Raw genomic sequence first — 26,500 nt, 5'->3', positions numbered from 1 at the left:
AACAGAGGTTTAAAAACGCGATGACACGCATCGGGATCTACACCGCGACGGAGAACGAACTCGGCTCGATCGGGCAGGCCGCCGAGCGCCTCGAGGGTATCGAACTGGTCGTTCGCTCGGAGAGCGACCTCGAGGACGAGGCCGACATCGAGGAGTTCGTCGAGGAATTGACCGACGCCGCGGCGGCCATCTTCTGGCTCCACGGCGCCGAAGACAGCATGCCGGGCTACGACTACGCGACGGGCGCGCTCGAGGAGGCGAGCGTCCCGCTGATCGTCAAGGCGACCGGCGACGCCTTCGCGTTCGAGGATACGACCGTCGGGGAGGAGCATCGCGACCTCGTCTACGACTATCTGGAGAAGGGCGGCACGATCAACGTCGCGAACTGCTGTCGGTTCCTCGTCGCGGCGTACGAGGACCGCGACGCGGAGTACGACGACCCGACCACGCTGCCGACGGAGGGCGTCTACCACCCCGACTACCCCGGAGTCGGGTACGAGGAGTTGCTCGAGACCCACGACCCCGACCTGCCGACGGTCGCGGTCTGGTTCTACGAGTCCCACTGGACCCACGAGAACACCCGGTACGTCGACGCGCAGGTTCGGGCGCTCGAGAAGCAGGGCGCGAACGCCCTCCCGATCTTCTGCAATCCGGCGACCGATACGGAGGAACAGGAGGACGCCGAGTGGGTCACGGACAACTGGCTCATCGACGCCGACGGCCAGCCGGTGGTCGACGCCGTGCTCTCCTCGTTCATGTTCTCCCTCTCGATGGACGAGCGCGGCCGTAGCGCCAATGATGAGGGGAGTTCCGCGGAGGACGTCTTCCTCGACCGACTCGGCGTCCCGGTCCTCCAGACGATCACCACGATGCGATCCCGTTCGCGCTACGAATCCAGCGACACGGGCGTGATGGGCTTCGAACTCGCGCTCTCCGTCGCGCTCCCCGAGTTCGACGGTAACGTCATCAGCCATCCGATCTCGGGCAAGGAACGCACCGACGACGAGGCCGGTATCGGGAGCGCGCCGAAACACCACTATCCGATCGAGGAGCGGATCGATCACGCGACGCGGCTCGCGGTCAACTGGGCCGAACTTCGCCACACGCCTAACGAGAACAAACAGATCGCCGTCGTCCTGCACAACTACCCGCCGAGCGACGACGGGATCGGGACCGCGTTCGGGCTCGACTCGCCGGAGTCGACCGTGAATCTGCTCGAGGAACTCGAGGCTCGAGGATACGATTTGAACGATGAGATGCCCGACGACGGCCAGACCCTCGTCGAGAAACTCACCTCGCAGCTGACCCTCGAGGATCGCTGGGTCGCCCCAGAGGACGTCCGAGAGCTTTCGGTCGACGTCGTTTCACAGGACACGTACGCCGACTGGTTCGCCGACGCCGACGAACGATTCCAGGAGAACATCGTCGAGGAATGGGGTGACGTTCCGGACCGTCCGTTCGCCATCCCCGGCGTCGAGTTCGGGAACGTCCTCGTCACCGTCCAGCCGCCCCGCGGGTTCGGAATGGACCCCTCGAAGGTCTACCACGACTCGGACCTGCAGCCGCCACACGACTACTACGCGTTCTACGGCTGGCTGCGAAACACGTTCGAGGCCGACGGGGTCGTCCACCTCGGCACGCACGGAAGCCTCGAGTGGCTCCCCGGCAAAACGGTCGGGCTCAACGGCGAGAGCGCACCCGACCAGCTGATCGACGATATTCCGAACGTCTACCCCTACATCGTCAACAACCCCGGCGAGGGGACGCAGGCGAAGCGCCGCTCGTATGCGGCGATCGTCGACTATCTCACGCCCGTAATGCGAAACGCGGGCACCTACGACGAGTTATCGGAACTCGAGGAACTCGCGAATCAGTACCGCGAGGCCGGAATGGAAGACGCCCGCGCGGACGACGGCCAGCACCTCGAGGATCTCATGCGCGAGACAGTCGAGGAACTCGATCTCGCGGTCGAACTCGGTATCACGGGGACGATCGACGAGACGGCGGACGTTCGCGGTCCGGACGAGGCAGGTTCGACCTTGGCTGAGGGAGAAGTCGAGGGTGACGACCTCGCCATCGACGACCTAGTCGAACGCATCCACGAGTACCTCACGGACGTCAAGACGACTCAGATCCGGCTGGGGCTGCACACGATGTCCGAACCGCCGGCCGACGAGCGCCTCGTGGAGTATCTCGTCGCGTTGACGCGCCTCGAGAACCCCGGCGCTCCGAGCCTGCGCGAGAGCGTGGCCGGCGCGCTGGGCGTCGATTACGAGAAGATGCTCAACGCTCCCGGCGAGTACGACGAAGCGCTCGGCATGACCTACGCCGAGGCCGCCGACGTGGTCTACGAGACCAGTATCGAACTCATCGAGACGCTCGCGGCGCACGACTTCGACGTGCCGGAATCGGAACGAGACGGCGGAGCGGACGACGAGGTCAACATCAACCTCATGATCGTCGACCTCGAGACGATCGGCGACGGTCGAGCCAAATCGGGCGCGCACGACGACCTGCGGAAGGCCCTCGCGTACATCTGCGAGGAGGCCCAGCCTCGCGTCCAGGGCGCGGAAGACGAGATCCCCAGAACTGCGGACGCGCTTTCCGGCGAGTACGTGCCGCCCGGCGGATCGGGCGCGCCGACCCGCGGCGGCGTCGACCTGCTGCCCACTGCGCGGAACTTCTACACGCTCGACCCCCGCAAGGTGCCCGCGAAGGCCGCCTGGCAGGTCGGGAAAGAAGTCGCGGACGGGGTTCTCGAGCGCCACTACCACGAAAACGACGAGTATCCCGAAGAGATCGGGGTCGTCGCGTGGGGCACGCCCACCGTCCGAACCCGCGGCGAGACCATCGCCCAGGTGCTGGCCATGATGGGCGTCGAACCGCAGTGGACTGACGCCGGCCGGATCGACGACGTCGAGCCGATTCCGCTCAAGGAACTCGACCGGCCCAGAGTCGACGTAACGACGCGCGTCTCCGGGCTGTTCCGGGACGCCTTCCCGGCTGCGGCGGGTGTCATCCACGACGCCGTGGACGCGGTCGTCGACCTCGACGAGCCGCTCGAGATGAACTACGTGAAAAAGCACGTCGAGGAGGAGGCCGAGCAACTGCAGGAAGAGGAAGGCCTCGACGAATCCGACGCTCGCAAGGCCGCACTGCACCGCGTCTTCACGACCAAACCCGGCGGCTACGGCGCCGGGACGAACAAGGCCGTGGACGAAGGGAACTGGGACGACCGCTCCGACCTCGCCAGCGTCTACGTCCAGTGGGGCGGCTACGCAATGGGCTCCCGCGGCCGGGTTTCGGACGCCCACGACGCCTTCGAGCGCCGTCTCTCCAGTGTGGACGCCACCGTCAAGATCGAGGACACGATGGAACAGGACGAGTTCGACTCCTCGGACTGGTACGCTTTCCACGGCGGCTTCATCTCCGCGGTGTCCGAGATTTCGGGCGAGGAGCCCGCCTCCTACGTCGGCGACTCCTCCGATCCGGACAACGTCGACGTCTACACGAACGAGGAGAAGGTCCGCAAAGCCATGCGTGCTCGCGTGCTGAACCCGGACTGGCTCGAGTCGATGGAGGAGCACGGCTACAAGGGCGCCGGCGACCTCTCGACGACCGTCGACGTGACCCTCGGCTGGGACGCGACGACCGGCGTCATCTCGGACACCCTCTGGGAAGACGTCGCCGAGAAGTTCGCGTTCGACGAGGACCGACAGGACTGGATGCGAGACGTGAACCCGTGGGCGCTCGAGTCAATCACGGACACCTTGCTCGAGGCGATCGAACGGGACCTCTGGGACGCCGACGACGAGACGGCCGATCGGCTCCGGGACCTGAACCTCGAGGTCGAGGGTGACCTCGAGGCCAGAACGACCAACGAGGCGGTCGGTTCGGACGCCGACGCGGAGGTGGCAAACGATGACTGAGAACGACCGACCCGAGACCGACGGCGGACAGGAGTTCGAGCGGGAGTACGCCGACCTCGGCGCGACGACCCAGAACGCGATGGATATCGCGGAGACGAGCATGGACATCGTCCGGCAGTTCGTCCCCGACGAGACGCTTGCCGACCGCATCCGACAGAAGTCCGTCCACTCGATGGGCGACATCGAGTTTCAACATCTGCTCGAGTTTACTGGAAGCGACGGGGTGGGTGCCGACGAGGATGCCCCGGTTCGGGCCGGGGCTCGAGCCGTCCTCGAGGAGGCCACCATCGTCACCGACATCACGATGTCCAAGGCCGGCATCACGAGCAGGGGTCACGACTGCGAGAAGCGCAAGGCGATCGGCAACGGGGCCGAGTTGGCGAAGGAGACCGGCATGACCCGGACCGCCGCCTCGGTGCTCGAACTCGACAAGCAGGGCGTCTACGACGGTGCGATCGCGACGATCGGGAACGCCCCGACGGCTGCGTTCGCCCTCGCGGACTGCATCGAGAACGGCACCCGACCCGCCGCCATCGTCGCGACGCCCGTCGGCTTCGTCAAGGCCGAGGAGAGTCGCCAGCGCATTCGGAAGGTGAGCCGGGAGTACGACGTGCCCGCGATCACGAACGTCGGCCGCCGCGGCGGCAGCGGACTCGCCGCGGCGCTGACGAACGAACTGATCCACGTCGCGAAGGACGTGCGAACGGACGGGCTCGAGTTGGATCTGACCGCCGACGAGCGGGCCGCACAGGCCGCCACCAGTTCTGAGGAGGACGAATGAGCGGCGAGTACGACCTCGGGTCCGGACCCGACCCAGCGACGTTCGCCGCTGTGGCGCCAGAGCCGGATATCGACGAAGCGACGGACGACCCCGTCTACGCTGTCGGCGTCGGGCCGGGGAACCCGGAGTACCTCACGCCTCGAGGCCGGCGTGCGATCCGTGAAGCGGACGTCGTCGTCGGCTTCACGACCGTCGTGGAGTTCGTCGAGGACCAGACCGACGCCGATCTGCTGACCTGTGGCTACAAGGACGAGGCCGAGGCCCTCGAGGCGTTCGGCGAGCGCGTCGCTGCCGGCGAGTCGGGCACCGCCGTCGCGATGGGCGACCCGAACCACTCGGGCTACCAGTTCGTCGGCAAAGTTCAGGACTCCGTTCAACGCGAGGATTCCAGTATTCCGGTTCGCGTCGTTCCCGGCATCTCCTCGCTGCAGGTGGCCGCGAGCCGCGCCCGGACGCCCATGGAGGACACCGAGTTCGTCACGCTGCACAAGAGCGGCGACCTCGCTGCCGATATGGACCGTCTCGCCGCCGCGGTGACCGTGGACGACCGACACCTGCTCGTTCTTCCGCGGCCCTACGACCGGATGCCCGGCGATCTGGCCGAGTTCCTGCTCGAGGCGGGCGCCGAACCGGATCTCGAGGCGCTGGTGTGTGAGAAGCTGACCCACGAGGACGAGCGGGTTCACCGGTTCACGCTCGCCGAACTGTCGGAACACGCCGGCGGGAACGGCGAGGCGGACACGCCGTTTTCGGATCTGGTCGTGCTCGCGGTCCGACAGCCCGTGTCGTAGAGGCTCGAAACGGGCTACTCGGGGACGTCACCGACCATAACGTACTTTTCGTAGTTCGGCTCCTGTCCCCAGAGCGTAGACTCCGCCAGGGGTTCGTACTCGACGTTCTCGAGTCCCTGTGTGCTGAGAAACGCCGCCAACTCCTCGAGCGGCCGACCGTCGTACAGCGGCAGATCGTCGTGGATCTCCTCGTAGCCCTCGAACACCTCCGCGAAGTCCCAGTGGCCCTCGATCAGGACGAGGCGACCGCCGGGTCGAACGACGCGTTGCCACTCGTCGATCGCACGCTCCGGGGTCGGCAGCGTCCAGATGAGGTGACGCGCCGTCACCAGGTCGTAGGCGTCGTCGGACTGGGCCAGGTTCTCCGCGTCTCCGCGCTGGAACTCGACGGAGCGGTCCGACTGCTCGACCTTCGCTCGCGCCCGCTCGAGCATCTCACTCGAGAAGTCAACGCCCGTGACGTCGTGGCCGAGCTCCGCGAGCAGCAACGAGATCACGCCGGTTCCACAGCCGACGTCGAGGATCCGCTGTGGTGGTTCGCCGGTCCACAGACCCAGCACCGACAGCCACGCCTCCCGTTGCTCGTCGCTGTGGATGCCGTGCTGGCTGTCGTCGTCGAACGAGTCGGCGCGGCCGTCCCAGTACTGCTGGACGACCTCCTTGACGTCTTCGCCCGTCTGCCCGCGTCCCGTCATAACCGCCGTCTTCCCACGGAACCGATAAGCAGTTTCGCGAAGCGATAATATGTGCTCACAGAATCATATTACAAGAAATTGAACGAGTCGTCCGAATTGCTATCCGTTGGCACGTCGGTAGCCGACCGAAATTGTCGACCTCCGGTCGGTCATCACTCGTCTTGCTCGTGTTCGCGCAGGACCGACGAGACGGTGTTCGAGACCTCCTCGAGCGCGACGGCGTTCGTCTTTCTGAGGTCGCCGTCCTGGGCTTCGCCGAGGTGGTTCAGCGCCGCTCGAAGGTGATACTCCGTGCCGCGTTCGGCGTCGGATTCCTCGGTCATCGTAATCGAGCGGCCATAGCTGCCGACCTCTGTTAAGTTCGTCGGCGGCTCGTTTCGCCTCGTCACGTCACTCGAGCGCGTCGCGAACCGTTGCCTTGCGCTCGGCGAACGTCGCGTCGTCGAGCACCGGCGTCGTCGACTCGAGGTCCACCTCGACGTCGTCCTCGAGATCGATCCAGGCCCGACAGCCGCGGTAACTGCCGCGTTCTTCGATGAGCCGGGGCGACTCGAGTGCGCTCACGCGGAGCAAGAGCACCCGCAGTTCGCCGTCCGGATCCGGATCGTACTTGTCGCGCAGGCCGTCGGGGGTGTAGACGTAGTGGCGCGCGAGGGCCTCGAGGTCGTCGCTCGAGACAGCGAACTCCTTGCGGACCGCGGCGACCGCTCGGATCGGCACGCCGGCGTCGGGTTTCGCGCTCGCGCGGTGGTAGTAGCCCTCGTGTCGGGACTGGTATCGGTCGGGAACCTGGTGGGTGTAGGATGGGTACAGGACGAACTGGCCGTCGATCGTCCCCGGGTCGAGCGTCGGGTGGCGAACGAGTACCGTCTGGGAGCCCTCGAGCAGGGCGTTGACGACGCCGGCACGTTCTTTCAGCGCGGGAATCGCGGCCGTCTTGGCTTCGCTCATTGGTCTCGCTCGATCGAACGCGGACGAGTCTCAATTCGGTTTCGGTTGGTCGAGATCGCCATCCCCACCGACGGATTCAAGTTCAGTTGTGCGAACGCAACCACAATGATGAACGGATTCGTCCTCGGCGGCGTCAGCTCCGGCGTCGGGAAGACGGTTGCCACGCTGTCGATCGTTCAGGCCCTCGAGGACGCCGGGTACGCGGTCCAGCCCGCCAAAGCCGGGCCGGACTTCATCGATCCGAGCCACCACGAGGCGATCGCGGGCCGTCCCTCCCGCACGCTCGATCTGTGGCTCTGTGGGGAAGACGGCCTCCGACGAAATTACCAGCGCGGCGAAGGCGACATCTGCGTCGTCGAGGGCGTCATGGGGCTCTACGACGGCGACGGCTCGAGTACCGCGATGGTCGCCGAAGCCCTCGACCTCCCCGTCGTTCTCGTCGTCGACGCGAAAGCCGGCATGGAGAGCGTCGCGGCGACGGCACTCGGCTTCCAACAGTACGCCGACACCATCGGACGCGACATCGAGGTGGCCGGCATCGTCGCCCAGCGCGCCCACGGCGGTCGCCACGAGCAGGGGATCCGCGACGCCTCGCCCGATGATCTCGCATACTTCGGGCGAATCCCGCCGAATCCGGGCCTCGAGATCCCGGATCGGCACCTCGGCCTCGAGATGGGGGCGGAAGCCGCGCTACCGAGGGAAGCGCTGCGGGAGGCCGCGGAGTCGCTCGAGGCCGATCAGCTGGCCGCCGTCGCGAGCGAGCCGCCCGCTCCGGACGAATCGGTCAAGTCCGGCGGATCGGTCGACGCCACCGTCGCCGTCGCCGACGACGCGGCCTTCTGCTTTCGCTATCCGTCGACCCTCGAGCGATTCCGCGAGCGGGCCGAACTGGTCACGTTCTCGCCCGTCGCGGGCGATCCCGTCCCGGACTGCGACGGCGTCTACCTGCCCGGCGGCTACCCCGAACTCCACGCCGCGGAACTCGAGTCGTCGGCTACGCTCTCGGAACTCGGCCAACGGGCCAGCGAGGGACTGCCGGTCCTCGGCGAATGTGGCGGGCTGATGGCCATGAGCCAGTCGCTGACCACGGCGGAGGGAAACCGCCACGAGATGGCCGGCATCCTCCCGGCGGACGTCACGATGCACGACCGCTATCAGGCGCTGGATCACGTCGAACTCGGGGCGCTCGAGGGGACGCTCACCGCGAACGTCGGCGAGCGAATCCGGGGCCACGAGTTCCACTACTCGAGCGCCGACGTCGACGGCGACGCCCGCTTCGCGTTCGAGACGGTTCGCGGGGACGGCATCGACGGCGACCACGACGGCCTGACCGAGTACGAGTCGTTGGGGACGTACGTCCACGTTCACGCCGAGAGCGGGGCGTTCGATCGGTTCTTCGAGCGAATTGCATAAGTTCGACATGTCGCTCGCGAAGCTATTCTTCGACGTTGACATACAGTCAAATAGTTAACACCAATGCCGGTGTAGTCCCGGTCGTATGTCCGAATCAGTCCAGCGACTCGAGCCCCTAGACCAGCGCCCGCTATCCGACCGAACCTGCCTCGTCACGGGTTCGTCGCGCGGCATCGGTCGCGATATCGCGTTCGAACTCGCCCGCTGCGGGGCCGACGTGGCGGTGAACTATCGCTCGGCCGACGACAAGGCACGCGAGGTCACGGAGACCATCGAGGCGAACGGGGAGACGGCCGTCCCCGTGCAGGCGGACATCTCCGAGCCGACAGCGGTCGAACGGATGGCCGAGGACGTCCGCGACGAACTCGGGGAGATCGACGTGCTCGTCAACAACGCCGGCATCACGATCGATCGGAAGTTCGAGAATATGTCCTACGAGGACTGGCAGACGGTCATCGACGTCAACCTGACCGGGACGTTCAACTGTACGAAGGCGTTCTACGAGGACATCAAAACGTCCGACAACGGCCGACTCATTAACATCTCGAGCGTCGTGGGCCAGCAGGGCAACTACGGGCAGGCCAACTACGCGACGTCGAAGGGTGGCCTGTTCGCGTTCACCCGGACGCTGGCGCTGGAACTCGCCGCTCACGACTCGACGGCGAACTGCGTTGCCCCCGGCTTTACGGAGACGGATATGCTCGAGAAGGTTCCCGAACGGGTCCAGGACAAGATCCGGGAGGACATCCCGCTGAATCGCTTCGCTCAGACCGAGGACATCGTCGGCATGATTCGGTTCCTCACCAGCGACTACGCGGAGTACATGACCGGGCAGGTGATCGGGATCAACGGCGGTATGGAGTGGTAGCAACGGGGGAACTGCCCTGCGGTTTAGTCGACTCGAGCGGCGAACTCGCGATCGGATCGACCGCCGAACCGAACAGTCAGAATAACCGAATCTGAACCGGGAAGCTATTTCTCTCGCGAACATTCATTTCGGAGGACGTGATCTAGCGAGCGTATGCCAATCGAGTACAGTAACCGCGAGAAGTCGTACCAATTGTACCGGAAGGGGAAACGGGAAGGCACGTGGGACCCGGACGACTTCGATCTCGAGGCGGACGGGAAAGACTGGGCGCAGTTCTCCGACGCGGAACAGCAGCGGTTCCTCGCGTCGTGCGCGGCGTTCTACGACGGCGAAGAGGACGTGACGCGGACGCTCGCACCGTACATGATGACCCTCGACGCGCTGGACAACGAGGCCATGCCGTTCGACACCGTCCAGGAGGAGATCTACCTGGCCCAGCAGGTCTACGAGGAGGCCAAACACACCGACCTCTTCAGTCGGTACTTCCAGGAGGTCTTCGGAACCCAGGACACCGAACCGCACCGCGTCGGCGGTTACCAGGAGCAGGGGTACAGCACAGACAATCTGTACGATACCGCGGACACTCTCCTAGCCGCGATCAACGGCGGGGACCAGCGCGAACTCGTCTACGCGCTCGGGGAGGCCTACCTCAACTACATGGGGATCGTCGAGGCCCAGCTCGCCCGCGGCGGCTATCTGAGCTCCGACCAGATGATCGAACTGAAAGCCGAGGAGATGGGGCGAGAGATCGTCCTCGAGTCGTTCCAGACGGCCATCGGGAAGGTCCGACAGGACGAAACCCGCCACATCGAGAACGGCCGTTGGGTGATGAAGCAGTTGGCCGAGGCCGAACCCGACATCGTTCGGGACGTCTACGAGCCCCGGATCGAGGAGTACGTCGAGAACCGCCTCCTCGGAGCACCGCCGGAGGAGATGCCGTTCGAGGGCTACGATCAGGGGAAGATCGGCAAACAGACGACCCAGTACCTGCAGGACACCGTCGATTACATCGGCGCCGAGCGATTCGAGGAGTACGGCGACGTTCGGCGAGTCGTTCGGACGCGGCGCGCCGCAGACTGACTCCTTCGTTGCTCCGTATCCCTTCCGCAGAACGCTCACCTGGGCCGACGGTATCGACAGTCACCAGCTGGTGAACAAATTTTGTTGTGCTATTACAACCATATATGGGCAACCGTAGTTTCTCTACTCCAAACAAAATTGTTTTAGGGACGGACTCTGTTCCACAGGGTGATGCCACCCATCGCGCTTCCACACGATGCGAAGGCCGGACCGACCAAGTCCGAGGTCCGCGCCGTCGTCCATTCGAAGCTCGCACTCGAGGCGGACGATCACTTCGCGGAGGTCGGTTCCTGTACCGGCGCCGTCACGATCGAAGCCGCACGGCGAGCCGGTCGGGTGACCGCCCTCGAGCGGAAACCGGAGCGACTCGAGACCACCGAGAGGAACCTCGCGGCCAACGAGGACTCGATACGGGCTGACGTCGAACTCCGGAACGCGGAAGCACCCGAGGGTCTCCCCGACGACGCCGACGCGCTCTTTCTGGGCGGCAGCCGAAACTTCGAGGCCGTCCTCGATCACGCCGTCGAGACCGAAATCGATCGGATTGTGATGAACGTTTCGCGACTCGAAGTCGCCGGCAAGGCGACGGAGGCCTTCCGCGAGCGGGAAATTCTCGAGGAAGTCGTCCAGTTCCAGGTGAGCCACGGCTACGAACTCGCCGGGGCGACGAGTTTCAACTCGGATAACCCGGTGTACATGCTGGTCGGGAGCGCGACGCCGGCTGACGAGGATGGCGGCAAGAAAGTCGCCGCCGATGGAAGAGGGGGTGCCGGGCAGTGACCCTCTACGGCGTCGGACTCGGCCCCGGCGAGGCCGACCTCGTGACCGTTCGCGGGAAGGAAGTGCTCGAGGACTGCGACGTGGTCTACTCGCCGGGCCGACTCTCGCGATCGGTCGCACTCGAGCACGTCGACGAGTCGAAGATCGGGGATCTGGACTTCCCGATGACCAAAGACGAGGAGAAGCTCCGAGCGGCGTGGAAGGAGGCCGCGGCGGAGATCGCGCCGAACGCACGCGAGGGCGACGTCGCCTTCGTCACGCTGGGCGATCCGAACGTCTACTCGACGTTCGGCCACCTGCGACGGACGATCGACACCTTTCATCCGGACATCGAGTTGGAGATCGTCCCCGGCGTGAGCGCGGTCACGGCCTTCGCGACCGCGATGGGCGTCGAGATCGAAGCCGGCGCGGGGCTCTCGCTTCGGGAAGCCGCGAACGGGGCGAGTCCAACGGGTCCGGCCCGGATGATTCTGTTCAAGGTTACCGACGCGCCGGCGACCCACACAGGCCTCGTCGAGGCCGGCTACGACGTGACCTACGGCCGCCGGCTGTTCATGGAACAGGGCGAGACGCTCGTCACCGACGATCCCGCGGAGATCGACGAGCGCGACTACTACACGCTCGCGTACGCCGAGAAGGCGGACCTCGAGGTCGAGCGGGCGACGGCGGCGTTCCAGCGGGAGAGCGACGAGTCCGGCGATGCCTCGAGCGACGACGAAACGACGAGCGGCGAGCCGGTCGCAGACGGCGGGAAGACGATCGAACTCGAGCGTGCCGAGGGCTGTATGCACGGGGACTGTGGAGGCCACTGAGAATGACGGACACAAATACGAACGGCGACCCGCAGGAAGCGATCGACGCTCAGGGAGAACGCCGCCGCGAGGAACTGGACGACCGAATTTTCGACCACAACGCCGGCGACGAACAGGAGGGGATCCCCTTCGTCGGCGCCGGTCCCGGCAACCCGCGGCTGCTGACCGTCGCGGGCAAGGAACTGCTCGAGGAGGCCGACCTCGTCGTCCACGCGGGCTCGCTGGTCAACAGCGAACTCCTCGACGAGTACTGCGCCCACGCGAAACTCGTCAACTCCGTCGGGAAGGATCTCGAGGAGCTGATCCCGCTGATGCGGGACGCCTACGAGGACGGCGAGAACGTCGTCCGTCTGCACAGCGGCGATCCGGCGATCTACGGGGCCGCACTCGAGCAGATGGACGCGCTGGAACACGAGGGCGTCCCGACCTACTTCGTGCCTGGCGTCACCTCCGCGTTCGCGGCCAGCGCGACGCTGCGGACGCAGTTGACGCTCAACGAGGTCTCGAACCACGTCGCGTTCACCCGGCCCCAGGGCAAGACCCTGACACCGGAGGAGGACCACATCTCCGACTTCGTCGGGATGGGCGACGTGACGTCCTGTATCTACCTCGGGACCCACGCGGTTCGCGATACGATGGATCGGCTGCTCGAGGACGATCACGATCCAGACACCCCGGTCGCCGTGATCTATCACGCCTCGTGGCCGGACGAGGACGTGATCGTCGGCTCGATCGGCACCATCGCGGACAAGGTCGAGGAGGCGGGCTACCGCGCCTCGGCGATGGTCGTCATCGGCGACGCCGTGACGGGGGCGGGCTACGAGCGATCCTTCCTCTACGGCGACTGGGCGAATCGAGGCTCTTCGGGAAATTCGGCTGAGAACGCGAGTGAACCGGAGGCGAGCGATGACTGAACTGCAGTGCAGCGACCGCAAACACGGTGAAAGCCCCTGCCTCGCTCGACCGGTTTCGGCTCGCTGCGGTCCTCGCTCCGCTGCGGTCCTTACTTCGCCTCACCGGATCGACCGAGGCAGCCCCTTTCAGTCCCACCCGAGCGGTGGACTGGACGGGTCGATAGAACGTGGACAGAACGATTTCGCTACGATGGAGGTTTCACAATGAGTTCAGGAACTGAGAACGCGGATACGACGGACGATTCGGGATCGGATTCCGGCGACGGCCACTGTTCGACGGCGGATTCGGACGGCGAAGTCGCAGAGGAGATCGCGATCATCTCCTTCGGCCGGAAGATGGACACCGCCGAGGAGATCGAGGCGGAGATCGGCGATCGCTACGAGGCGATCGACATCATCGAGTACCACGGCGACGTCTTCGAGGAGCACTGGGGCGAGTACGACTGCTTCATCGGGCTGATGGCGAGCGGGATCGCAATGCGAAAGACGGCCCACCTGCTCGACGACAAGTGGGACGACCCCGCGATCTGCGTGGTCGACGAAGAACTCACGTGGGCCATCCCGATCACGGGTGGCCACCACGGCGCCAACCAGGTCGCACAGGATCTGGCGACGATGGGTGCCGTCCCGGCGATGACCACCGCCAGCGAGGCCGCAGGCAAGCAGGGTGTCGAATCCCGCGCGAAGGCGATGGACACCCACGTCGTCAACGGCGATTCCACCGTGAAGACGAACCTCGCCGTGCTGGACGATAACCTCGGTCCCGTCGCCCGTCTCGAGGGCCCGAAAGCCGTCCTCGTCGGCGACGACGTAACGGTTCTGAAGCGGAACAAAGCGGACGGCGTCGTCATCGGCACCGGCAGCGTCTCCGGCGCGAGCACGGAGTCGTTCGTCGCCGCGTGGGAAGCGGCCCTCGAGCGGACCGACTACGACTTCTCGGACGTCGAGTTCGTCGGCACCGCCACTCGAAAGGAAGACGAGGAAGGCCTGCTCGAGGCGGCCCAGGAACTCGACCTCGGCGTGGTCGCCTTCGACAAGGAGACCCTGCTCGCACACGAGGGGCCGACGCCCTCGAAGTCGAAGGAGCTGATCGGCTGGCCGGGTGTTTCGGAGGCCAGCGCGATCGCCGGCGGAGCCGAGCAGGAACTGGTGCTCGAGAAGATCGGCTACGAAAACGAGGTCACGGTGGCGATCGGTCGATGAGCGCCGAGGAGTCGTCTGCCGGTACCGACGGCGGTACCCCCGACGAGCACGGGACCCTCTACGTCGTCGGCATCGGTCCCGGCCTGCCGGATCACATGACCAAGCGGGCCAAGGAGGTTATCGAGTCCTCGGAGGTCGTCATCGCCTCGAGCCTCTACCAGGAGTTCCTGCGCGACGACGGTACCCTGCTGCCGAAGGAGCAGACGGACGAGGACGGCATCGCGGTCCGAGACGACGGTTTCGAGCAAGAGATCATCCGCTCGACGATGGGCCGGCAGATCGAGTTGGCTCGAGCGGCGTTCGACCACGTCCGCGAAGGGAAGGACGTCGCCCACGTCTCGGGCGGCGATCCGTCGGTCTACGGTAAGTCGGACCTCATCTTCAAGATGGCCGACGAAGAGGACGCGACGGACGTGCCGATCGAAATCGTCCCCGGCCTGACCGCGGCACTCGGCGGCTCCGCCAACGTCGGCGCGCCGCTGTGTAACGACTTCTGTACGATCTCGCTGTCGGACAAGTGGCGCGGCTGGGACGAGATCGAGGAGAAACTGCGCGCCGCGGCCATCTCGGATTTCGTGATCGTCCTCTACAACTGCTGGCGAAACTACGAGCGGGCCGTCGATATCGTCCGCGAGGAGCGGACCGACGACGCCTACGTGGCGATCGTCAACGATGCGGGCCGCGCGGACGCCGGCCGGAACGGCGAGAGCGAGTTCATCACGACCCTCGGCGAGGCCGCCGATCACGACGACAAGGTCTCCGGGATGGGCACCTCGCTGATCATCGGCAACCACGAGACCGAGACCTGGAGCAACGACGACCGAACGTACCTCGTCACCCCGCGCGGCGGGCGTGACGTCGACGATTTCTGACGAATACAGACGACACCCTACAGCCATGAGCACGGACACTAACGCAGACGCCGACGACGAATCGACATCGAAGTGCGGTGCCTCCAGCAGCAGTACCACCGAGCCCGAGTCTGAAACCTCGAGCGGCTCGAAGTGCGGCGCCTCCTCGAGCGATTCGAGCGAGGACTCGAGCGGCTCGAAGTGCGGCGCGTCGAGTTCCTCCTCGTCTTCCTCCGGCTCGAAATGCGGCGCCTCGAGTTCGGACGACGACTCGAGCACCGAGCAGGAAGTCGGCGCGACGATCGAGGACTTCGACGCCGACCCCGGCCAGCTGACCGCCGTCGGTCTCGGCCCCGGCCACGCGGAGGGGATGACCGAGCGCGCGAAGAACGCGCTGCTCGAGGCCGACCACATCGTCGGCTACACGACCTACATCGAACTCATCCCGGACGAGATCACGGAGCAGGCCGACGACATCTACGACACGCCGATGTGCGGCGAGGTCTCACGAACCGAGGAGTCGATCGACCGCACGCTGGCGGGCAACGACGTCGCCATCGTCGGCAGCGGCGACCCCAACGTCTACGCGCTGGCGGGGCTGGCGCTCGAGATCCTCGAGTCCAAGGGCGCGACGGCGTCGATGGTCGACTTCGACGTGGTGCCGGGCGTCCCGGCGGCCCAGTCCTGTGCGGCCCGTCTCGGTGCCCCCCTCGTGAACGACACCGTCTCGGTCTCGCTGTCGGACCACCTCGTTCCGATGCCCGAAATCGAGTCCCGACTCCACTCGGTGGCCAGCGAGAACTTCACGATCACGATCTACAACCCGTGGAGCCGCAAGCGCCGGGAGAACTTTCAGAAGTGCTGTGAGATCCTCCTGACCCACCGCGACCCCGACACGCCGGTCGGCATCGTCCACGGCGCCGGTCGCGACGACGAGCAGGTGATGATCACCGAACTCGCCGAACTCGAGGACCTCGGCGAGAGCGAGATCGTCGACATGACGACGACGATCGTCGTCGGCACCGAGGACACCTACGTCTGGGACGACCGGATGGTCACGCCGCGTGGCTACGAGACGAAGTACGACTACTGAGCGCCAGCGACCCAAGGGACACGAAAAAATCCACCATGCCACGATACGAAGTTACCATTGAGAAGGACGCCTGCGACGGCATCTTCGCCTGTCTGACCCGCGACCCGCGGTTCGTCGAGGGTGAGGACGGCCTCGCGACGATCGATCCGCACGCGGATCCCGTCTACGACTGCGAGGGCGAGGTCACCGACACCGACGAGCGGGTCGTCGCGACGTTCGACGACGACCGCATCGACGAGGCCCAGCAGGCCGCCGCGGCCTGTCCGACGGACGCGATAATCGTCGAGGAGGTAGGCGAATGAGCGAGACTGAACACCAAATCGAGGTTCCAGCCGACCCGCTCGCGGGCCACCCCGCGACGGCGTACCTCTGGGGACACATTGCGGGGAGCGGCGACGTTGCTGATAACGGCCTCGAGGTCGTCACCAACGACGAGGAGTCCGCACGGGTGCTCGCCGCGATCGCGGGCGGCGACCTCGAGCACGAGACGACCAGCCGCGAGTACGCTCACGATACGTCGATCACGCGGACCGAGGACGAGTACACGCTCTCGATCGGCGGCGACGAGTCGGGGCTGCTCGGCCGCAACGGCGCCCTCGGCCTCCCCGTCGACGGCCGCGGCAACTACCGCTTCGGCGCGTTCTCGAGTCACGACCGCGAACTGCTTCGAGGCCTCCTCGAGGGCTGTGGCACCATCTGCTTCAAGTCCTCGAGCGGCACCGTCGGCATCTCGTTCGTCCACGGCGATCGAGATCTGCTCGAACTCGTGCGAGAGTTGATCGCGGACTGCCCCGTCGAGGCACCGATGGGCGACCTCGGCGAGACCTCCTCCGGGGGCTACTGGTTCGGCGTCGACGACGACGCCGCGCCCGACTTCGGCACGTGGCTCTACGAGGACTGCGAGGAGACGGGTCTCTTCGCCCCGAGTCGCCGCCGGAAACTCGAGCGCAGCCTCGAGCAGGCCGAGGCGTACGACGAGTAGCGAGTACTGGCTCGAACGGCCACTGATCGAGAACACACCTGAACCGACCCCACACATCCAACCGATGAGCACACCCGACGATATCGCATCCGCATCCGGCTTCGACGACGAGGCCGTCCTGTTGGTGGGACACGGCTCCCGCCGGGAGAAATCGAACGAACAGGTCCGGGAACTGGCCGCCGGCCTCGAGTCGCGACTGGGAATCCCGGTCGACGCCGCGTTCCTCGAACTCGCGGAGCCGGCGATCGACGAGGCCCTCGCGGAACTGGCCACGCTCACCTCGCAGGTGACGGTCGTCCACTGCTCGCTGTTCGCCGCGAGTCACGTCAAGAACGACGTGCCGCTGTCGATCGAGCAGGCCCGCGCGACCCACGACGTAGCGATCAACAACGGCGCACACCTGGGGATCCACCCCGCAATTCTGGACCTGCTAGACGACCGGGCCGCTGCGGTCGAGTCGGAACTCGGCGTCGACCGCACCGAAGACGACGTCTCGGTCGTCCTCTGTGGTCGAGGCTCGAGCGACCCGGACGCGAACGGCGACGTGCACAAACTGGCCCGACTGCTCTACGAGGGGCGGGAGTTCGACCGCGTCGAGGCCTCCTTCGTCGGGGTCACGGAGCCGACGCTCGAGGAGAGCCTCCACGGGCTTTCGAAACACCGTCCCGACGCGGTCGTCGTCCTCCCGTACATGCTCGGCGACGGCGTGCTTACCCAGCGGGTCCGCGACTGGACGGCGGAGTTCGACTCCGACTACCCGTACGTCGACGCACTGGCCGGCGACCCGCTCGGGACGGACTCGAGGCTGCTCGACGTCTTCGCCGATCGCTGGCAGGAGGCCAGGTCGGGAAGCGTCGAGATGTCCTGTGACACCTGTAAGTACAAGGTCGATCTCGAGGGCTACGAGGAGGACGTCGGCGGCGCGCGGGCCATGCTCCGGGCGCTGGCCCACCAGGAGAGCCACGCGGATCGCGAGGACGTCGACGACGAACCGCACACCCACGACGCACCCGCAAAACACGTCACGGTCTGTACGAATCGGACCTGCGCCGAGATGGGATCCCCCGCGGTCCTCGAGCGCCTTCGACAGGAGGCCCGCGACTCCGAGCACTGCGACGCTCGCATCACCCGCTCCTCGTGCCTCGGCCGCTGCGGCGACGGGCCGATGGTCGCGGTCTACCCCGACGGGATCTGGTACGGCGACGTCGCGAGCGAGGACGCCGAACGGATCGTCGGCGACCACCTGGATCGCGATCGAATCGTCAGCGATCTGGTCGACCAGACGCTCTAAGAGACGAATAGCCGATCGACTATCGAACACGAAACGACGGAACTGAAACATACACATGAGCTGCCACGAAATCGAAGCGCTACGACTCGGACTGATGAACGTCCTCGGCGTCGGGGATCAGAGTACCCGCGAACACGCCGAGAATGAACTCGAGGGACACGTCGAGGGACCCATCGAAGGTCTCGTCGAGGCCGAGAGCCTCACGGAGATCGAACGCCACCTCGACGCCGCACTGGTCGACCTGGAGGAGGAGGTCGCCGGAATGGATACCGACGATCCCGAACACGACTACACGCGGGGACGGCTGCTCGAGGTCCGCAACGCCGAGCGAGCGATCGCACGACTGCGCGTCCAGGGCGAGAGCATCGTCGACGGACTGGGGGAGGCCCACGACACCCTTCACGAGACCTTCCCGGTGGAGGAGTGACGATGGCCGAGACCGCCGACGCCGAACGCGAAGACGAGCGGGCACAGTCACTCGAGTTCCAGTCGGTTGCACTCGGCGAGATCGAGACCGCCCGGAGTCGACACATGTGGACCCGCTCCGCGGTCCACGTCGCGGCGGGCGGCACGTTCGTCGTTACAGGTGAATGGGACGGGACTGTGACTGCTCGTGAGACCGGATCGCGTTCGGAGTCACTCGAGACCCGCTGGACGGCAGACCATCCGGACCACGCTGTTGGGATCACGACGCTCGAGAGCGGGGGCGCTGCCGGCGGCGGAACTGTCGTCGTCGCCGGCCGCGGCGAAACCGGGACCATCGCGGCCTACGACGCCGCGACGGGCGAACAGCAGTGGCACTACGACGCGGTCGACGACCTCGGCGAAGCCGTCAAGGACACTGTCTTCTACCTCCCGTACGTCGTCTCGATCGAAACGGGAACCGACGCCGACGGCGTCCAACGGCTCTACGCCGCCGCACGACGGTACGAACGCGACGGCGAGACCCGGCAGTGGCACAGCGTCGTCTACGCCTTCGACGCCGACGGCTCGCTTCGCTGGAACTACGAGACCGACGCCTCGCCAATCACGATCGATCTGGACGATTCGGGCGACCGTCTGGCAGTCGGCTACAACCGCTGTATGGGCGACCACGATACCGGACTGGTCGTCCTCGAGACCGAAACGGGCGACCTCGAGTGGACCTGGGACCCCGGAACGGAGGGGGACCGGCGCGTCGGAGACGCGTCGTTCGACGGCGACTCGATCGCGGTCTCGAGCCACGGCGACAAGCGCGGCTACCTGCTCGGTCCCGGCGGGGCCGAGCGGTGGCGCGTCGATCTGGCCGTCGAGACCGAACTCGACGACGAGACGCTCTACGCGTATCCGAACCACGCCTCCGCGAACGACGGCCGCGTGACGTTCGTGACCGGCAACACCTACGCCGTCGAGAGCCGCGAGACCGAGAGCCGCCATCCGAACGAGCACCGCATCGCGACGTTCGGCGCCGACGGCGGGTTGCGCTGGGACGACGAGGTACGCGGGTTCGTCCACGGCCTCGCCGCTGACGGCGACACGATCGCCGCGCCCTGCGCCCAGAACTTCCGCGTTCGCGACCCCGAGACGCACGCGGTTCGCTGGTTCGACCTCGAGTCCGGGCCGGGTGGAATCGAACGCCTCGAGGGAATCGCGACCGCTGCCGCCGTGAGCGATGGCACGCTCGCGGCGATCGAGGAACCCGTGGAGTACCACGACGAAGGGGAGACGCGCGGCGAGTACGCCCTGCACGTCACTTCGCTCGAGTAACGCTACGGATATTGTCGGTTTCTAGATCGATCCGAACGCTCCGTTTCGCACTCCCGTAGCCCATCCAACTCCCAAGCGTTCTGTACGACTAACAGTCGCATACGCAAGGCCAATTACCACAACGCTAACTCGCGTGTGTTTGCTCGTATAATGACATCGGGCCCAGAAGATGTTGGCTCCGAGGAGTGTCCCGATTCGAAGGAGGTCGGAGACCCCTCGAGCCACTGTCACGGCGGTGAGCAAGCGAAGCTAACGGATCGCAGAGTGATGACCGACGGCGGCCAGGCGGAGATGGCAGACGAAGGCGACGAAGACGAGGAATCGGAAGCAGATGGTGAGGGGGCATCTGCCAACGAAGAAGCCGAATCGGAGGACGAAGAGGCTGAAGAAGCGGAATCCGAGGAAGCCGAAGCTGAGGACGAGGAAGCCGAGGAGGAAGAAGCTGAAGAAGCGGAAGCCGAGGAGGAAGAGGCCGAAGAGGCTGAAGAAGAGGCCGAAGAGGCTGAAGAAGAGGCCGAAGAAGCGGAAACTGAGGAGGAAGAAGCTGAAGAAGCGGAAGTCGAAGAGACGGAAGCCGAGGAAGCCGAAGAGGCTGAGGAAGAGGAAAGCAGGGACGATACCGGAGACCTCGCCGAAGACGATCGCGAAGAGGGTCACGCTGAGAACGCCGAAGACGTTTACGAGGGCGACGACGCCTCCGGGGTCCTGCACCTCGATCTGGACGGCCTGTTCCTCGACGTGCTCGGCCTCGAGGTCAACCTGAACCCGGTCCAGCTCGACATCTCGGCACGTCCGGGCGAGAACAACCTGCTCGGAAACCTCCTGTCTGCGGTGACGGGCCTACTGGATGGACCCGGTGCGATGCTAGATAAGGCGAAGTCACTGCTGAAGAAGCCGCTCGAGCTGCTGAAGAAAGTGCCGGGGAAGGCAAAGGAGGTTCTCAGCGGGCTCCTCGAGCGGCCAAAAGAGTTCCTCAGCGGACTGTTGAGCAAGCCGAAGGAACTGCTTAACAAGCTCCTCGGTATCGGTGGCGAGGACGCAGAAGGCGAGGACGCGGAGGCGGACGAAGAGGGCGAAGAAGCGGAATCCGGCGGCCGCATCGCCTCGCTCGCAAGCTGGTTGAAGGGAATCGTCAGCAAGCCGGTGAAGTGGCTACGCGGGCTCTTCGGTGGCGCTGACGAGGAATCGGCCGCTGAGGACGAAGAAGCTACAGCCGAGGAGGCCGAGGGCGCTGAGCCCGAACCAGAAGACGAGGAGGAGGCTGCGGAGGACGAGGAAGAGGCAACAGAAGAATCACCCGGGCGGATCTCCGCAGCGACGAGTTGGCTGAAAGAGAAGCTACTCGGGCTCATCCCCGGATTCCCGATCGAAGACCTCGTGGCGACGATCGTGAGCCAGGTAATCGAACAATTGATCGAGCAGTTGGAACCGGACGGCGAACAGGACGAGTCGGGTGACCAGCCCGAAACAGCGTCACAGGAGGCAGCCTAAGTATGAGTGAAGAATCCGAATCATCGTCACTGGCACAGCGCATCGACTTCGAAAAAGTCACCGAGAACGTCGACGTCGACGAACTGGTCGAGGGAACCCAGTGGGAAGACGAGATCGACGAAGACCAGCCGCTCGGCGAAGCCCTCGGCGGTCAGATCGGGGCCCTCGTCGGCCGGAAGGTCGGCGAATCCATCGGACGGACGATCGGCAATATGGTCGTCGACGAACTGCTCAGCCCCGACGAGGAACCCGAGGAAGAAACGGAAGGCGAGGACGAGGAAGACGAGGAAGACGACGAGGCGGCCGAAGAAGAAGCGGAAGAGGAGGACGAAGAAGACGAGGCAGCCGAAGACGAGGAGGGAGAGTCCGACGACGAAAGCGAAGACGAGGACGCAGACGACGAATCCGAGGCGGAAGAGACGGACGAGTCCGAGGGTGAAGACGAAGACGGAGACGAGGCCGAAAGTGAGGGGGAAGATGAGACGACCGAGGATGCAGACGAGGAATCTGACGGTGGAGACGAGGCTGAAGCCGGAGACGACTCCGCCGACGAGAACGAGGACGAGGAGGAGTAACCATGGTACCGAATCAGCTACCCGGCACCCGATCGGGACCCCCTCGAGGTGAGCGCCATGAGTGACAGCGGACTCAAAAAGATGGTCGCCCAGGAGGTAAGCGACCAGATCGACGTGGCCGATCTGCTCGGCGGCGGCAACATCGAGGACAGTATCGACGGCGGCGATATCGGCGCTGCGGTCGGTCGCGAGTTCGGCGAGCGTATCGGTCGCGAACTCGGCGCCTCGATCGGCCGCGGAATCCACGAATCGATCGCCGCGGGGATCGACGAGGAGAAAGATCGAAAGGAAGTGCAGTCGGATCTCAAGTCGGCGATCCGCGACGGCATCACGGAGACGATCGACGAGAACGAGGCGAAAGACTCGGTCAAGTCGTTAGCCCAGAGCGCGACCGAGGGGAGTGATCTCGAGGGCCTCCTCAAGAGCGACTCCGAGTCCGAAGCCGAGACGGAGTCCGAAGCCGACTCCGATGCCGCAGAGTCGATCGAGTCGGTCGTCGAGGACGTCAGCGAGAGCAGTGGGCTCGACGAGTTCCTCGAGACCGATGAGGGATCCGAAGCCGAAGAGGAGGAAGATGCAGAGGCCGAAGAGACGGATGCGGAGGACGAGGAAGCAGAAGCTGAAGAGGAAGAACCCGAAGAAGCGGATGCGGAAGAAGAGGAAGCAGAAGCTGAAGAGGAAGAACCCGAAGAAGCGGATGCGGAAGAAGAGGAAGCAGAAGCTGAAGAGGAAGAGGCTGAGGAAGCGGAAGAAGAGGCGGATGCGGAGGACGGAGACGCTGAATCCGAGGCGGAAGACGAGAGCGCCGGAGCGGACTCCGACGCCTCCGTCGAGGACATCGAGGACCTCCGGCGAGACACCCTCGAGGACTTCCTCGGCGTCATGTCCTACGAGGACCTGCAGTCGGTGGCCAAGGACGTCGACGTGAAAGCGAACCTCAGCCGCGAGGAGATGACCGAGGAGATCATCGCGGCGGTGACGGACGAGGACGGAGACGACGAATCGAACGACGACGAGAACTCGGAAGCGGAAGCCGAAGCCGAGTAGCCCGGTCTCCGTCTCCTCGAGCGTTCGCCGGTCCGAGATCGACGGTACGAGACGAACCGGCGACCGAACGCCGACCGACAGCGACAGAGAGACACTATGAGCCAGGACCTCCACGAACGGGTGAGCGAGATACTGCACGAGGCCGAGACCGCGAGCGGCTCGATGATCACCGACGAGGACGACGAGTCCGACGGGACGGGATTGCTCGAGACCGCCGGACGGGCCAGCGACCTCCTCGAGTCGTCCGAGCCGGACGAACTCCTCGAGGCGGTCGGGCTGGATGAACTGCCGGACGGCAGCGAACCCGACTCGATTCCGGCGGCCATCGCGCAGGGCGATCCCGAGCAGGTCGAAGCGCTGCAACGACTGATACACCTCGCGAATCTCGCCGACAGCGACGACGGCGATGCGCTCGAGGGAGCAGCCGGTGCGATACGGCAGTCGATCGGCGACGGCGAGGAGGAGCCGGACGAATCCGAGACGGCGGACGAGGACGGTGGTGAGACCGACGCGGAGGCTGACGCCGACGAAGACGCGGACGAGCCCGAAAGCGAAGGTGGCGTCGTTCGGGACGCGATCGAGTCTGTCACCGGCGACGAGACCGACGAGACCGAAAGCGAGGGCGAGGACGAGAGTGGGGTTCGAGAGACGGTCGAATCGGTCGCCGAAGGTGCCAGTGAGGCGCTCGGAAGTGACGATACGGACGAGGCCGAAAGCGAGAGCGAGGACGAGGGAGGTGTTCGAGAGGCGGTCGAATCGGCCGCAGAAGGTGCCAGTGAAGCGCTCGGAAGCGAGGACGAAGCGGAGGCCGAGTCAGACGACGCCGATTCGGGCGACTCCATCGGCGACAAGCTTCGATCGACGATGGAGTCGACGTTCTCGGACGTCGGCGACGACCTCGAGGGCCTCCAGGAGCGACTGCAGAGCCGGTCCGCCAGCTCCGTCGGGGCTGAGACCGAAGACGACGCGGACGATGCCGAAGCGGCGGACGAGGAGGACGACGGGCTGCTCGACTCGGGGCTGGGATCGGGGCGGGACGGCGCCGCGGGCGACGGTACCCGCCACTCGACGATGGCGCCGCCGCCGTCGGAGCGCGCGGACATGAAGGGGACCGCGCGCCACTCTACGATGCCCGACAGGCACTGAGCGTCGCCTCGAGTCGCTCACCGTTCAACTGCCCTGCGACACGACGAGTCACCGGCACAGGACCGCTGAACGCTTATCCGACATCCCGTCTTCGACCCGTACATGAGACACGTTAGCGAGATTCAGGTACGTGAGTGGTTGGACGAGACGGCGATTCGTGACGTGACCGCCCACACCGACGAAGAGACGGCGTTCAATCTGCAGGTCGAACTCTCACAGCTCCCGGTTCACGTCATCAAGGAAGACGAGTGGGGCCCCGTCCGAGTCGTCGGCCGGAGCGGGTTCGACACCGAACGGACGAAAGACTTGCTCCGGGACGAACAGCGGCGCAGCGAACTCCTCGAGTACGTCGGACCGATGCTGGCGGCGACGCCGGGATTCTACACGTTTCTCGATTCGGCGGGGGAGTCCTGTCAGCTTCGACGCGCGGAGACCGTCCAGGTCGAGTATCGGCTCTACCCCGACGGGGCCAGCCAGCAGGCCCTGATGGACGCCGTGATGGCCATCGCGACGAGCATGCGCTACGTCCGAAACGTCGTCGCGGCGGTCGGCGCTCGCGCACCAGCAGACGGCGAGTGAGATGGGTGCGGCGGCGTGAGTCTCGACTCGGCGGGGCGGTTACTCGTCCTGTTTCCAGTCGTCGATGAAGAGCCGCGCTCCCATGACGGGAATGAACAGGAAGAACGCGAGCATCACCGCGCCGACGAAGACGGCGTTGACGAACTGCGGTGAGAGTTCGAGCGAGACCGTCCACAGCGCGATGAGGAATCCGCCAGTCAGCGAGACGGCCACGAGGACGAGTAGGTCCGTCCGAGTTACCGGTACTTCCTCGGTCATACGTGGGCCTACGTACCGCGACGTATAGTCCTCCGAGGTTTCGTTCCGGACCCGACCGGTCGTTCCATCCCGGGCACATCGGGGGCAGGGCTTTGGTCCGACGGCTGGTAGACCGAGCCATGTACGACGCGATCCTCGTCGCGACGGACGGAAGCGAGGCGGCGACCGCGGCCGCCGACCATGCGATCGAACTCGCCGGACAGTTCGACGCCCGACTGTACGCGATCGCGGTCCTCGAGAGCCGAACCGAGTACGACAACGCGATCGTCGATCCGGCGGCCGTCGATCGACGACGTCGAGAGCAGGCCACAGCGACGCTCGAGAGTGTCGCGGACGCGGCTGCGGATGTCGACGTATCGGTCGAGACGGCGATTCGATCCGGCGTTCCGTCCGAGGAGATCATCGCGTACGCCGACGAGCACGGTGTCGACGCGATCGTTATCGGGACACGCGGGCGCTCGTCGTTCCAGAACGCGATCCTCGGTAGTACCGTCGATCGCGTCGTCAGAACCGCGGCGCAGCCGGTGCTGGTCGTCGGTGGCGTCGGTCGTCAGTAACGCTTCCGACAGGTTGTCGGAGGCCGAACATTTACCTCGGGTGTCGTCTCAGATAGTGGTATGACGTTACTCGTCCCCTTCGATGGATCGCCGCTCGCGAGCAAAGCGCTCGAGAAAGCCTCGACGTTCGGAGACCTGCTCGACGAGGAACTCGTCGTCCTGACGGTGGTCCCCGACGATGCCGAGTACGCGAGAGATCGGGGCTGGATCACGGAGGGGGAGCCGTTCAACCCCGAGGCCATCGAAACGGGCATTCAGGACCGAGCCAGCGAGATCGCATCGGAGGCGACCTACCGGACGGAACGCGTCAGTTCCGACGAACCCACGGCGACCTCGACGACGAACGTCGTCCGGGAGATCCGGCGTATCGCCGCCGAAATCGAGGCCTCGGTGGTCTTCATCGGCTCGGAGAACGCCGGCTCGGTGATCGCTCCGCAATCGAGCGTCGGTAGCCCCGTCGCCAGCGATCAGCGCTACGACGTGTACGTCGTCCGCGAACCGAGCGAGGATATCGATCCCGCGGAGATGGCCGACATCGACTCGACGATCGACTGATCGCCCGGTACGGCAAACGCTCCTCGATCGAGGTGACGGGCGGCTGCCAGCAACCGTGCACTGCCGGCCGAGATCCGCGTGCGGGAGGAACGTTTATTCCACTGACTGTCCT

Annotated in this window: 28 protein-coding genes; 24 read left to right on the top strand and 4 right to left on the bottom strand. The window is 65.5% G+C overall.

The window, feature by feature from the left end; translation table 11 throughout:
* Positions 1-20 precede the first annotated feature (20 nt).
* Genes cobN through ACSFC7_RS10525 form a run of 3 tightly spaced genes read left to right on the top strand, consistent with a single transcriptional unit; the run spans position 21 to position 5,501 of the window.
* Complete coding sequence (cobN, locus tag ACSFC7_RS10535; RefSeq protein WP_436347663.1) at positions 21-3,929, top strand: cobaltochelatase subunit CobN; 3,909 nt, start codon at positions 21-23, stop codon at positions 3,927-3,929.
* Positions 3,922-4,710 (top strand): precorrin-8X methylmutase, encoded by a 789-nt coding sequence (locus tag ACSFC7_RS10530; protein WP_436347662.1) that lies wholly within the window; start codon positions 3,922-3,924, stop codon positions 4,708-4,710. The genes cobN and ACSFC7_RS10530 overlap by 8 nt, the downstream gene beginning before the upstream one ends.
* Positions 4,707-5,501, top strand: a complete 795-nt coding sequence (locus ACSFC7_RS10525; RefSeq protein ID WP_436347661.1) for a cobalt-precorrin-7 (C(5))-methyltransferase — start codon at positions 4,707-4,709, stop codon at positions 5,499-5,501. The genes ACSFC7_RS10530 and ACSFC7_RS10525 overlap by 4 nt, the downstream gene beginning before the upstream one ends.
* Positions 5,502-5,515: 14 nt before the next feature.
* Here the strand turns inward: ACSFC7_RS10525 and ACSFC7_RS10520 are convergent, their stop codons facing one another.
* The 3 genes from ACSFC7_RS10520 to ACSFC7_RS10510 form a co-directional block, all read right to left on the bottom strand.
* Positions 5,516-6,196: a class I SAM-dependent methyltransferase gene (locus ACSFC7_RS10520; RefSeq protein ID WP_436347660.1), complete on the bottom strand. Its 681-nt coding sequence runs from the start codon at positions 6,194-6,196 to the stop codon at positions 5,516-5,518.
* A gap of 152 nt (positions 6,197-6,348) precedes the next feature.
* A complete protein-coding gene (locus ACSFC7_RS10515) occupies positions 6,349-6,519 on the bottom strand; it encodes a hypothetical protein (protein ID WP_436347659.1) in 171 nt (56 codons plus the stop codon).
* A gap of 67 nt (positions 6,520-6,586) precedes the next feature.
* Complete coding sequence (locus tag ACSFC7_RS10510; protein WP_436347658.1) at positions 6,587-7,147, bottom strand: DUF1802 family protein; 561 nt, start codon at positions 7,145-7,147, stop codon at positions 6,587-6,589.
* Between the two features lie 108 nt (positions 7,148-7,255).
* Between ACSFC7_RS10510 and ACSFC7_RS10505 the strand changes: the two genes are divergently transcribed.
* From ACSFC7_RS10505 to ACSFC7_RS10415, 19 genes are all read left to right on the top strand, one after another.
* Positions 7,256-8,560, top strand: coding sequence for a cobyrinic acid a,c-diamide synthase (locus ACSFC7_RS10505; protein ID WP_436347941.1), 1,305 nt, complete (start codon positions 7,256-7,258; stop codon positions 8,558-8,560).
* A gap of 85 nt (positions 8,561-8,645) precedes the next feature.
* Complete coding sequence (locus ACSFC7_RS10500) at positions 8,646-9,428, top strand: 3-oxoacyl-ACP reductase family protein (RefSeq protein WP_436347657.1); 783 nt, start codon at positions 8,646-8,648, stop codon at positions 9,426-9,428.
* 153 nt (positions 9,429-9,581) lie between these two features.
* Positions 9,582-10,508, top strand: coding sequence for a ribonucleotide reductase (locus tag ACSFC7_RS10495; RefSeq protein ID WP_436347656.1), 927 nt, complete (start codon positions 9,582-9,584; stop codon positions 10,506-10,508).
* A 171-nt stretch (positions 10,509-10,679) separates the two neighbouring features.
* A complete protein-coding gene (cbiT, locus tag ACSFC7_RS10490; protein ID WP_436347655.1) occupies positions 10,680-11,288 on the top strand; it encodes a precorrin-6Y C5,15-methyltransferase (decarboxylating) subunit CbiT in 609 nt (202 codons plus the stop codon).
* Entirely contained in the window at positions 11,285-12,100 is an 816-nt protein-coding gene (locus ACSFC7_RS10485; protein ID WP_436347654.1) for a cobalt-factor II C(20)-methyltransferase, read from the top strand. Before cbiT ends, ACSFC7_RS10485 begins: the two co-directional genes overlap by 4 nt.
* A 2-nt stretch (positions 12,101-12,102) precedes the next feature.
* Positions 12,103-13,014 carry a cobalt-precorrin-4/precorrin-4 C(11)-methyltransferase gene (locus tag ACSFC7_RS10480; protein WP_436347653.1) on the top strand — a complete coding sequence of 304 codons (912 nt, stop codon included), beginning with the start codon at positions 12,103-12,105 and terminating at the stop codon, positions 13,012-13,014.
* A gap of 204 nt (positions 13,015-13,218) precedes the next feature.
* Positions 13,219-14,217: a cobalt-precorrin 5A hydrolase gene (cbiG, locus tag ACSFC7_RS10475; protein WP_436347652.1), complete on the top strand. Its 999-nt coding sequence runs from the start codon at positions 13,219-13,221 to the stop codon at positions 14,215-14,217.
* Positions 14,214-15,089, top strand: coding sequence for a precorrin-3B C(17)-methyltransferase (locus ACSFC7_RS10470; protein WP_436347651.1), 876 nt, complete (start codon positions 14,214-14,216; stop codon positions 15,087-15,089). Before cbiG ends, ACSFC7_RS10470 begins: the two co-directional genes overlap by 4 nt.
* Before the next feature lie 25 nt (positions 15,090-15,114).
* Complete coding sequence (gene cobJ, locus ACSFC7_RS10465) at positions 15,115-16,161, top strand: precorrin-3B C(17)-methyltransferase (protein ID WP_436347650.1); 1,047 nt, start codon at positions 15,115-15,117, stop codon at positions 16,159-16,161.
* A gap of 35 nt (positions 16,162-16,196) precedes the next feature.
* On the top strand, positions 16,197-16,463 hold the full coding sequence (locus tag ACSFC7_RS10460; RefSeq protein ID WP_436347649.1) for a ferredoxin: 267 nt from the start codon (positions 16,197-16,199) through the stop codon (positions 16,461-16,463).
* The gene (locus tag ACSFC7_RS10455; protein WP_436347648.1) at positions 16,460-17,143 is read left to right on the top strand and encodes a cobalamin biosynthesis protein; all 684 of its coding nucleotides are present in this window, start codon (positions 16,460-16,462) and stop codon (positions 17,141-17,143) included. The genes ACSFC7_RS10460 and ACSFC7_RS10455 overlap by 4 nt, the downstream gene beginning before the upstream one ends.
* Positions 17,144-17,207: 64 nt before the next feature.
* Positions 17,208-18,434 (top strand): CbiX/SirB N-terminal domain-containing protein, encoded by a 1,227-nt coding sequence (locus ACSFC7_RS10450; protein ID WP_436347647.1) that lies wholly within the window; start codon positions 17,208-17,210, stop codon positions 18,432-18,434.
* Between the two features lie 55 nt (positions 18,435-18,489).
* Positions 18,490-18,861, top strand: coding sequence for a DUF3209 family protein (locus ACSFC7_RS10445; RefSeq protein ID WP_436347646.1), 372 nt, complete (start codon positions 18,490-18,492; stop codon positions 18,859-18,861).
* A gap of 2 nt (positions 18,862-18,863) precedes the next feature.
* The gene (locus ACSFC7_RS10440) at positions 18,864-20,180 is read left to right on the top strand and encodes an outer membrane protein assembly factor BamB family protein (RefSeq protein WP_436347645.1); all 1,317 of its coding nucleotides are present in this window, start codon (positions 18,864-18,866) and stop codon (positions 20,178-20,180) included.
* A gap of 150 nt (positions 20,181-20,330) precedes the next feature.
* Positions 20,331-21,671, top strand: a complete 1,341-nt coding sequence (locus ACSFC7_RS10435) for a DNA primase (RefSeq protein ID WP_436347644.1) — start codon at positions 20,331-20,333, stop codon at positions 21,669-21,671.
* A 2-nt stretch (positions 21,672-21,673) separates the two neighbouring features.
* The gene (locus ACSFC7_RS10430; RefSeq protein ID WP_436347643.1) at positions 21,674-22,246 is read left to right on the top strand and encodes a hypothetical protein; all 573 of its coding nucleotides are present in this window, start codon (positions 21,674-21,676) and stop codon (positions 22,244-22,246) included.
* 57 nt (positions 22,247-22,303) lie between these two features.
* A complete protein-coding gene (locus ACSFC7_RS10425; RefSeq protein WP_436347642.1) occupies positions 22,304-23,293 on the top strand; it encodes a hypothetical protein in 990 nt (329 codons plus the stop codon).
* A gap of 96 nt (positions 23,294-23,389) precedes the next feature.
* Positions 23,390-24,439, top strand: coding sequence for a hypothetical protein (locus tag ACSFC7_RS10420; RefSeq protein WP_436347641.1), 1,050 nt, complete (start codon positions 23,390-23,392; stop codon positions 24,437-24,439).
* A gap of 102 nt (positions 24,440-24,541) precedes the next feature.
* Complete coding sequence (locus ACSFC7_RS10415) at positions 24,542-25,018, top strand: hypothetical protein (protein WP_436347640.1); 477 nt, start codon at positions 24,542-24,544, stop codon at positions 25,016-25,018.
* A gap of 39 nt (positions 25,019-25,057) precedes the next feature.
* Here the strand turns inward: ACSFC7_RS10415 and ACSFC7_RS10410 are convergent, their stop codons facing one another.
* On the bottom strand, positions 25,058-25,276 hold the full coding sequence (locus ACSFC7_RS10410; protein ID WP_436347639.1) for a hypothetical protein: 219 nt from the start codon (positions 25,274-25,276) through the stop codon (positions 25,058-25,060).
* A gap of 119 nt (positions 25,277-25,395) precedes the next feature.
* Here ACSFC7_RS10410 and ACSFC7_RS10405 point away from each other — a divergent pair, with 119 nt between their 5' ends.
* Both ACSFC7_RS10405 and ACSFC7_RS10400 read left to right on the top strand, forming a co-directional pair.
* Positions 25,396-25,833, top strand: coding sequence for a universal stress protein (locus ACSFC7_RS10405; protein WP_436347638.1), 438 nt, complete (start codon positions 25,396-25,398; stop codon positions 25,831-25,833).
* Between the two features lie 60 nt (positions 25,834-25,893).
* Entirely contained in the window at positions 25,894-26,388 is a 495-nt protein-coding gene (locus tag ACSFC7_RS10400; protein ID WP_436347637.1) for a universal stress protein, read from the top strand.
* Positions 26,389-26,500 lie beyond the last annotated feature (112 nt).

This window comes from Natronorubrum halobium, from assembly GCF_051351675.1.
Lineage (GTDB): Archaea > Halobacteriota > Halobacteria > Halobacteriales > Natrialbaceae > Natronorubrum.
Note: the sequence above shows the minus strand (reverse complement) of the source record. Positions and strands in the feature narration are given on the sequence as shown.

What these genes read in the sequence shown, in the direction of transcription:
- cbiG (WP_436347652.1), top strand. Translation starts at nt 13,219, where the DNA reads ATGAGTTCAGGAACTGAGAACGCGGATACGACGGACGATTCGGGATCG.
- ACSFC7_RS10480 (WP_436347653.1), top strand. Translation starts at nt 12,103, where the DNA reads ATGACGGACACAAATACGAACGGCGACCCGCAGGAAGCGATCGACGCT.
- ACSFC7_RS10510 (WP_436347658.1), bottom strand. Translation starts at nt 7,147, where the DNA reads ATGAGCGAAGCCAAGACGGCCGCGATTCCCGCGCTGAAAGAACGTGCC.
- ACSFC7_RS10415 (WP_436347640.1), top strand. Translation starts at nt 24,542, where the DNA reads ATGAGACACGTTAGCGAGATTCAGGTACGTGAGTGGTTGGACGAGACG.
- ACSFC7_RS10410 (WP_436347639.1), bottom strand. Translation starts at nt 25,276, where the DNA reads ATGACCGAGGAAGTACCGGTAACTCGGACGGACCTACTCGTCCTCGTG.
- ACSFC7_RS10440 (WP_436347645.1), top strand. Translation starts at nt 18,864, where the DNA reads ATGGCCGAGACCGCCGACGCCGAACGCGAAGACGAGCGGGCACAGTCA.
- ACSFC7_RS10515 (WP_436347659.1), bottom strand. Translation starts at nt 6,519, where the DNA reads ATGACCGAGGAATCCGACGCCGAACGCGGCACGGAGTATCACCTTCGA.
- ACSFC7_RS10430 (WP_436347643.1), top strand. Translation starts at nt 21,674, where the DNA reads ATGAGTGAAGAATCCGAATCATCGTCACTGGCACAGCGCATCGACTTC.
- cbiT (WP_436347655.1), top strand. Translation starts at nt 10,680, where the DNA reads ATGCCACCCATCGCGCTTCCACACGATGCGAAGGCCGGACCGACCAAG.
- cobJ (WP_436347650.1), top strand. Translation starts at nt 15,115, where the DNA reads ATGAGCACGGACACTAACGCAGACGCCGACGACGAATCGACATCGAAG.
- ACSFC7_RS10405 (WP_436347638.1), top strand. Translation starts at nt 25,396, where the DNA reads ATGTACGACGCGATCCTCGTCGCGACGGACGGAAGCGAGGCGGCGACC.
- cobN (WP_436347663.1), top strand. Translation starts at nt 21, where the DNA reads ATGACACGCATCGGGATCTACACCGCGACGGAGAACGAACTCGGCTCG.
- ACSFC7_RS10400 (WP_436347637.1), top strand. Translation starts at nt 25,894, where the DNA reads ATGACGTTACTCGTCCCCTTCGATGGATCGCCGCTCGCGAGCAAAGCG.
- ACSFC7_RS10520 (WP_436347660.1), bottom strand. Translation starts at nt 6,196, where the DNA reads ATGACGGGACGCGGGCAGACGGGCGAAGACGTCAAGGAGGTCGTCCAG.
- ACSFC7_RS10445 (WP_436347646.1), top strand. Translation starts at nt 18,490, where the DNA reads ATGAGCTGCCACGAAATCGAAGCGCTACGACTCGGACTGATGAACGTC.
- ACSFC7_RS10495 (WP_436347656.1), top strand. Translation starts at nt 9,582, where the DNA reads ATGCCAATCGAGTACAGTAACCGCGAGAAGTCGTACCAATTGTACCGG.
- ACSFC7_RS10470 (WP_436347651.1), top strand. Translation starts at nt 14,214, where the DNA reads ATGAGCGCCGAGGAGTCGTCTGCCGGTACCGACGGCGGTACCCCCGAC.
- ACSFC7_RS10505 (WP_436347941.1), top strand. Translation starts at nt 7,256, where the DNA reads ATGAACGGATTCGTCCTCGGCGGCGTCAGCTCCGGCGTCGGGAAGACG.
- ACSFC7_RS10500 (WP_436347657.1), top strand. Translation starts at nt 8,646, where the DNA reads ATGTCCGAATCAGTCCAGCGACTCGAGCCCCTAGACCAGCGCCCGCTA.
- ACSFC7_RS10525 (WP_436347661.1), top strand. Translation starts at nt 4,707, where the DNA reads ATGAGCGGCGAGTACGACCTCGGGTCCGGACCCGACCCAGCGACGTTC.
- ACSFC7_RS10450 (WP_436347647.1), top strand. Translation starts at nt 17,208, where the DNA reads ATGAGCACACCCGACGATATCGCATCCGCATCCGGCTTCGACGACGAG.
- ACSFC7_RS10435 (WP_436347644.1), top strand. Translation starts at nt 20,331, where the DNA reads ATGACATCGGGCCCAGAAGATGTTGGCTCCGAGGAGTGTCCCGATTCG.
- ACSFC7_RS10460 (WP_436347649.1), top strand. Translation starts at nt 16,197, where the DNA reads ATGCCACGATACGAAGTTACCATTGAGAAGGACGCCTGCGACGGCATC.
- ACSFC7_RS10455 (WP_436347648.1), top strand. Translation starts at nt 16,460, where the DNA reads ATGAGCGAGACTGAACACCAAATCGAGGTTCCAGCCGACCCGCTCGCG.
- ACSFC7_RS10420 (WP_436347641.1), top strand. Translation starts at nt 23,390, where the DNA reads ATGAGCCAGGACCTCCACGAACGGGTGAGCGAGATACTGCACGAGGCC.
- ACSFC7_RS10425 (WP_436347642.1), top strand. Translation starts at nt 22,304, where the DNA reads ATGAGTGACAGCGGACTCAAAAAGATGGTCGCCCAGGAGGTAAGCGAC.
- ACSFC7_RS10530 (WP_436347662.1), top strand. Translation starts at nt 3,922, where the DNA reads ATGACTGAGAACGACCGACCCGAGACCGACGGCGGACAGGAGTTCGAG.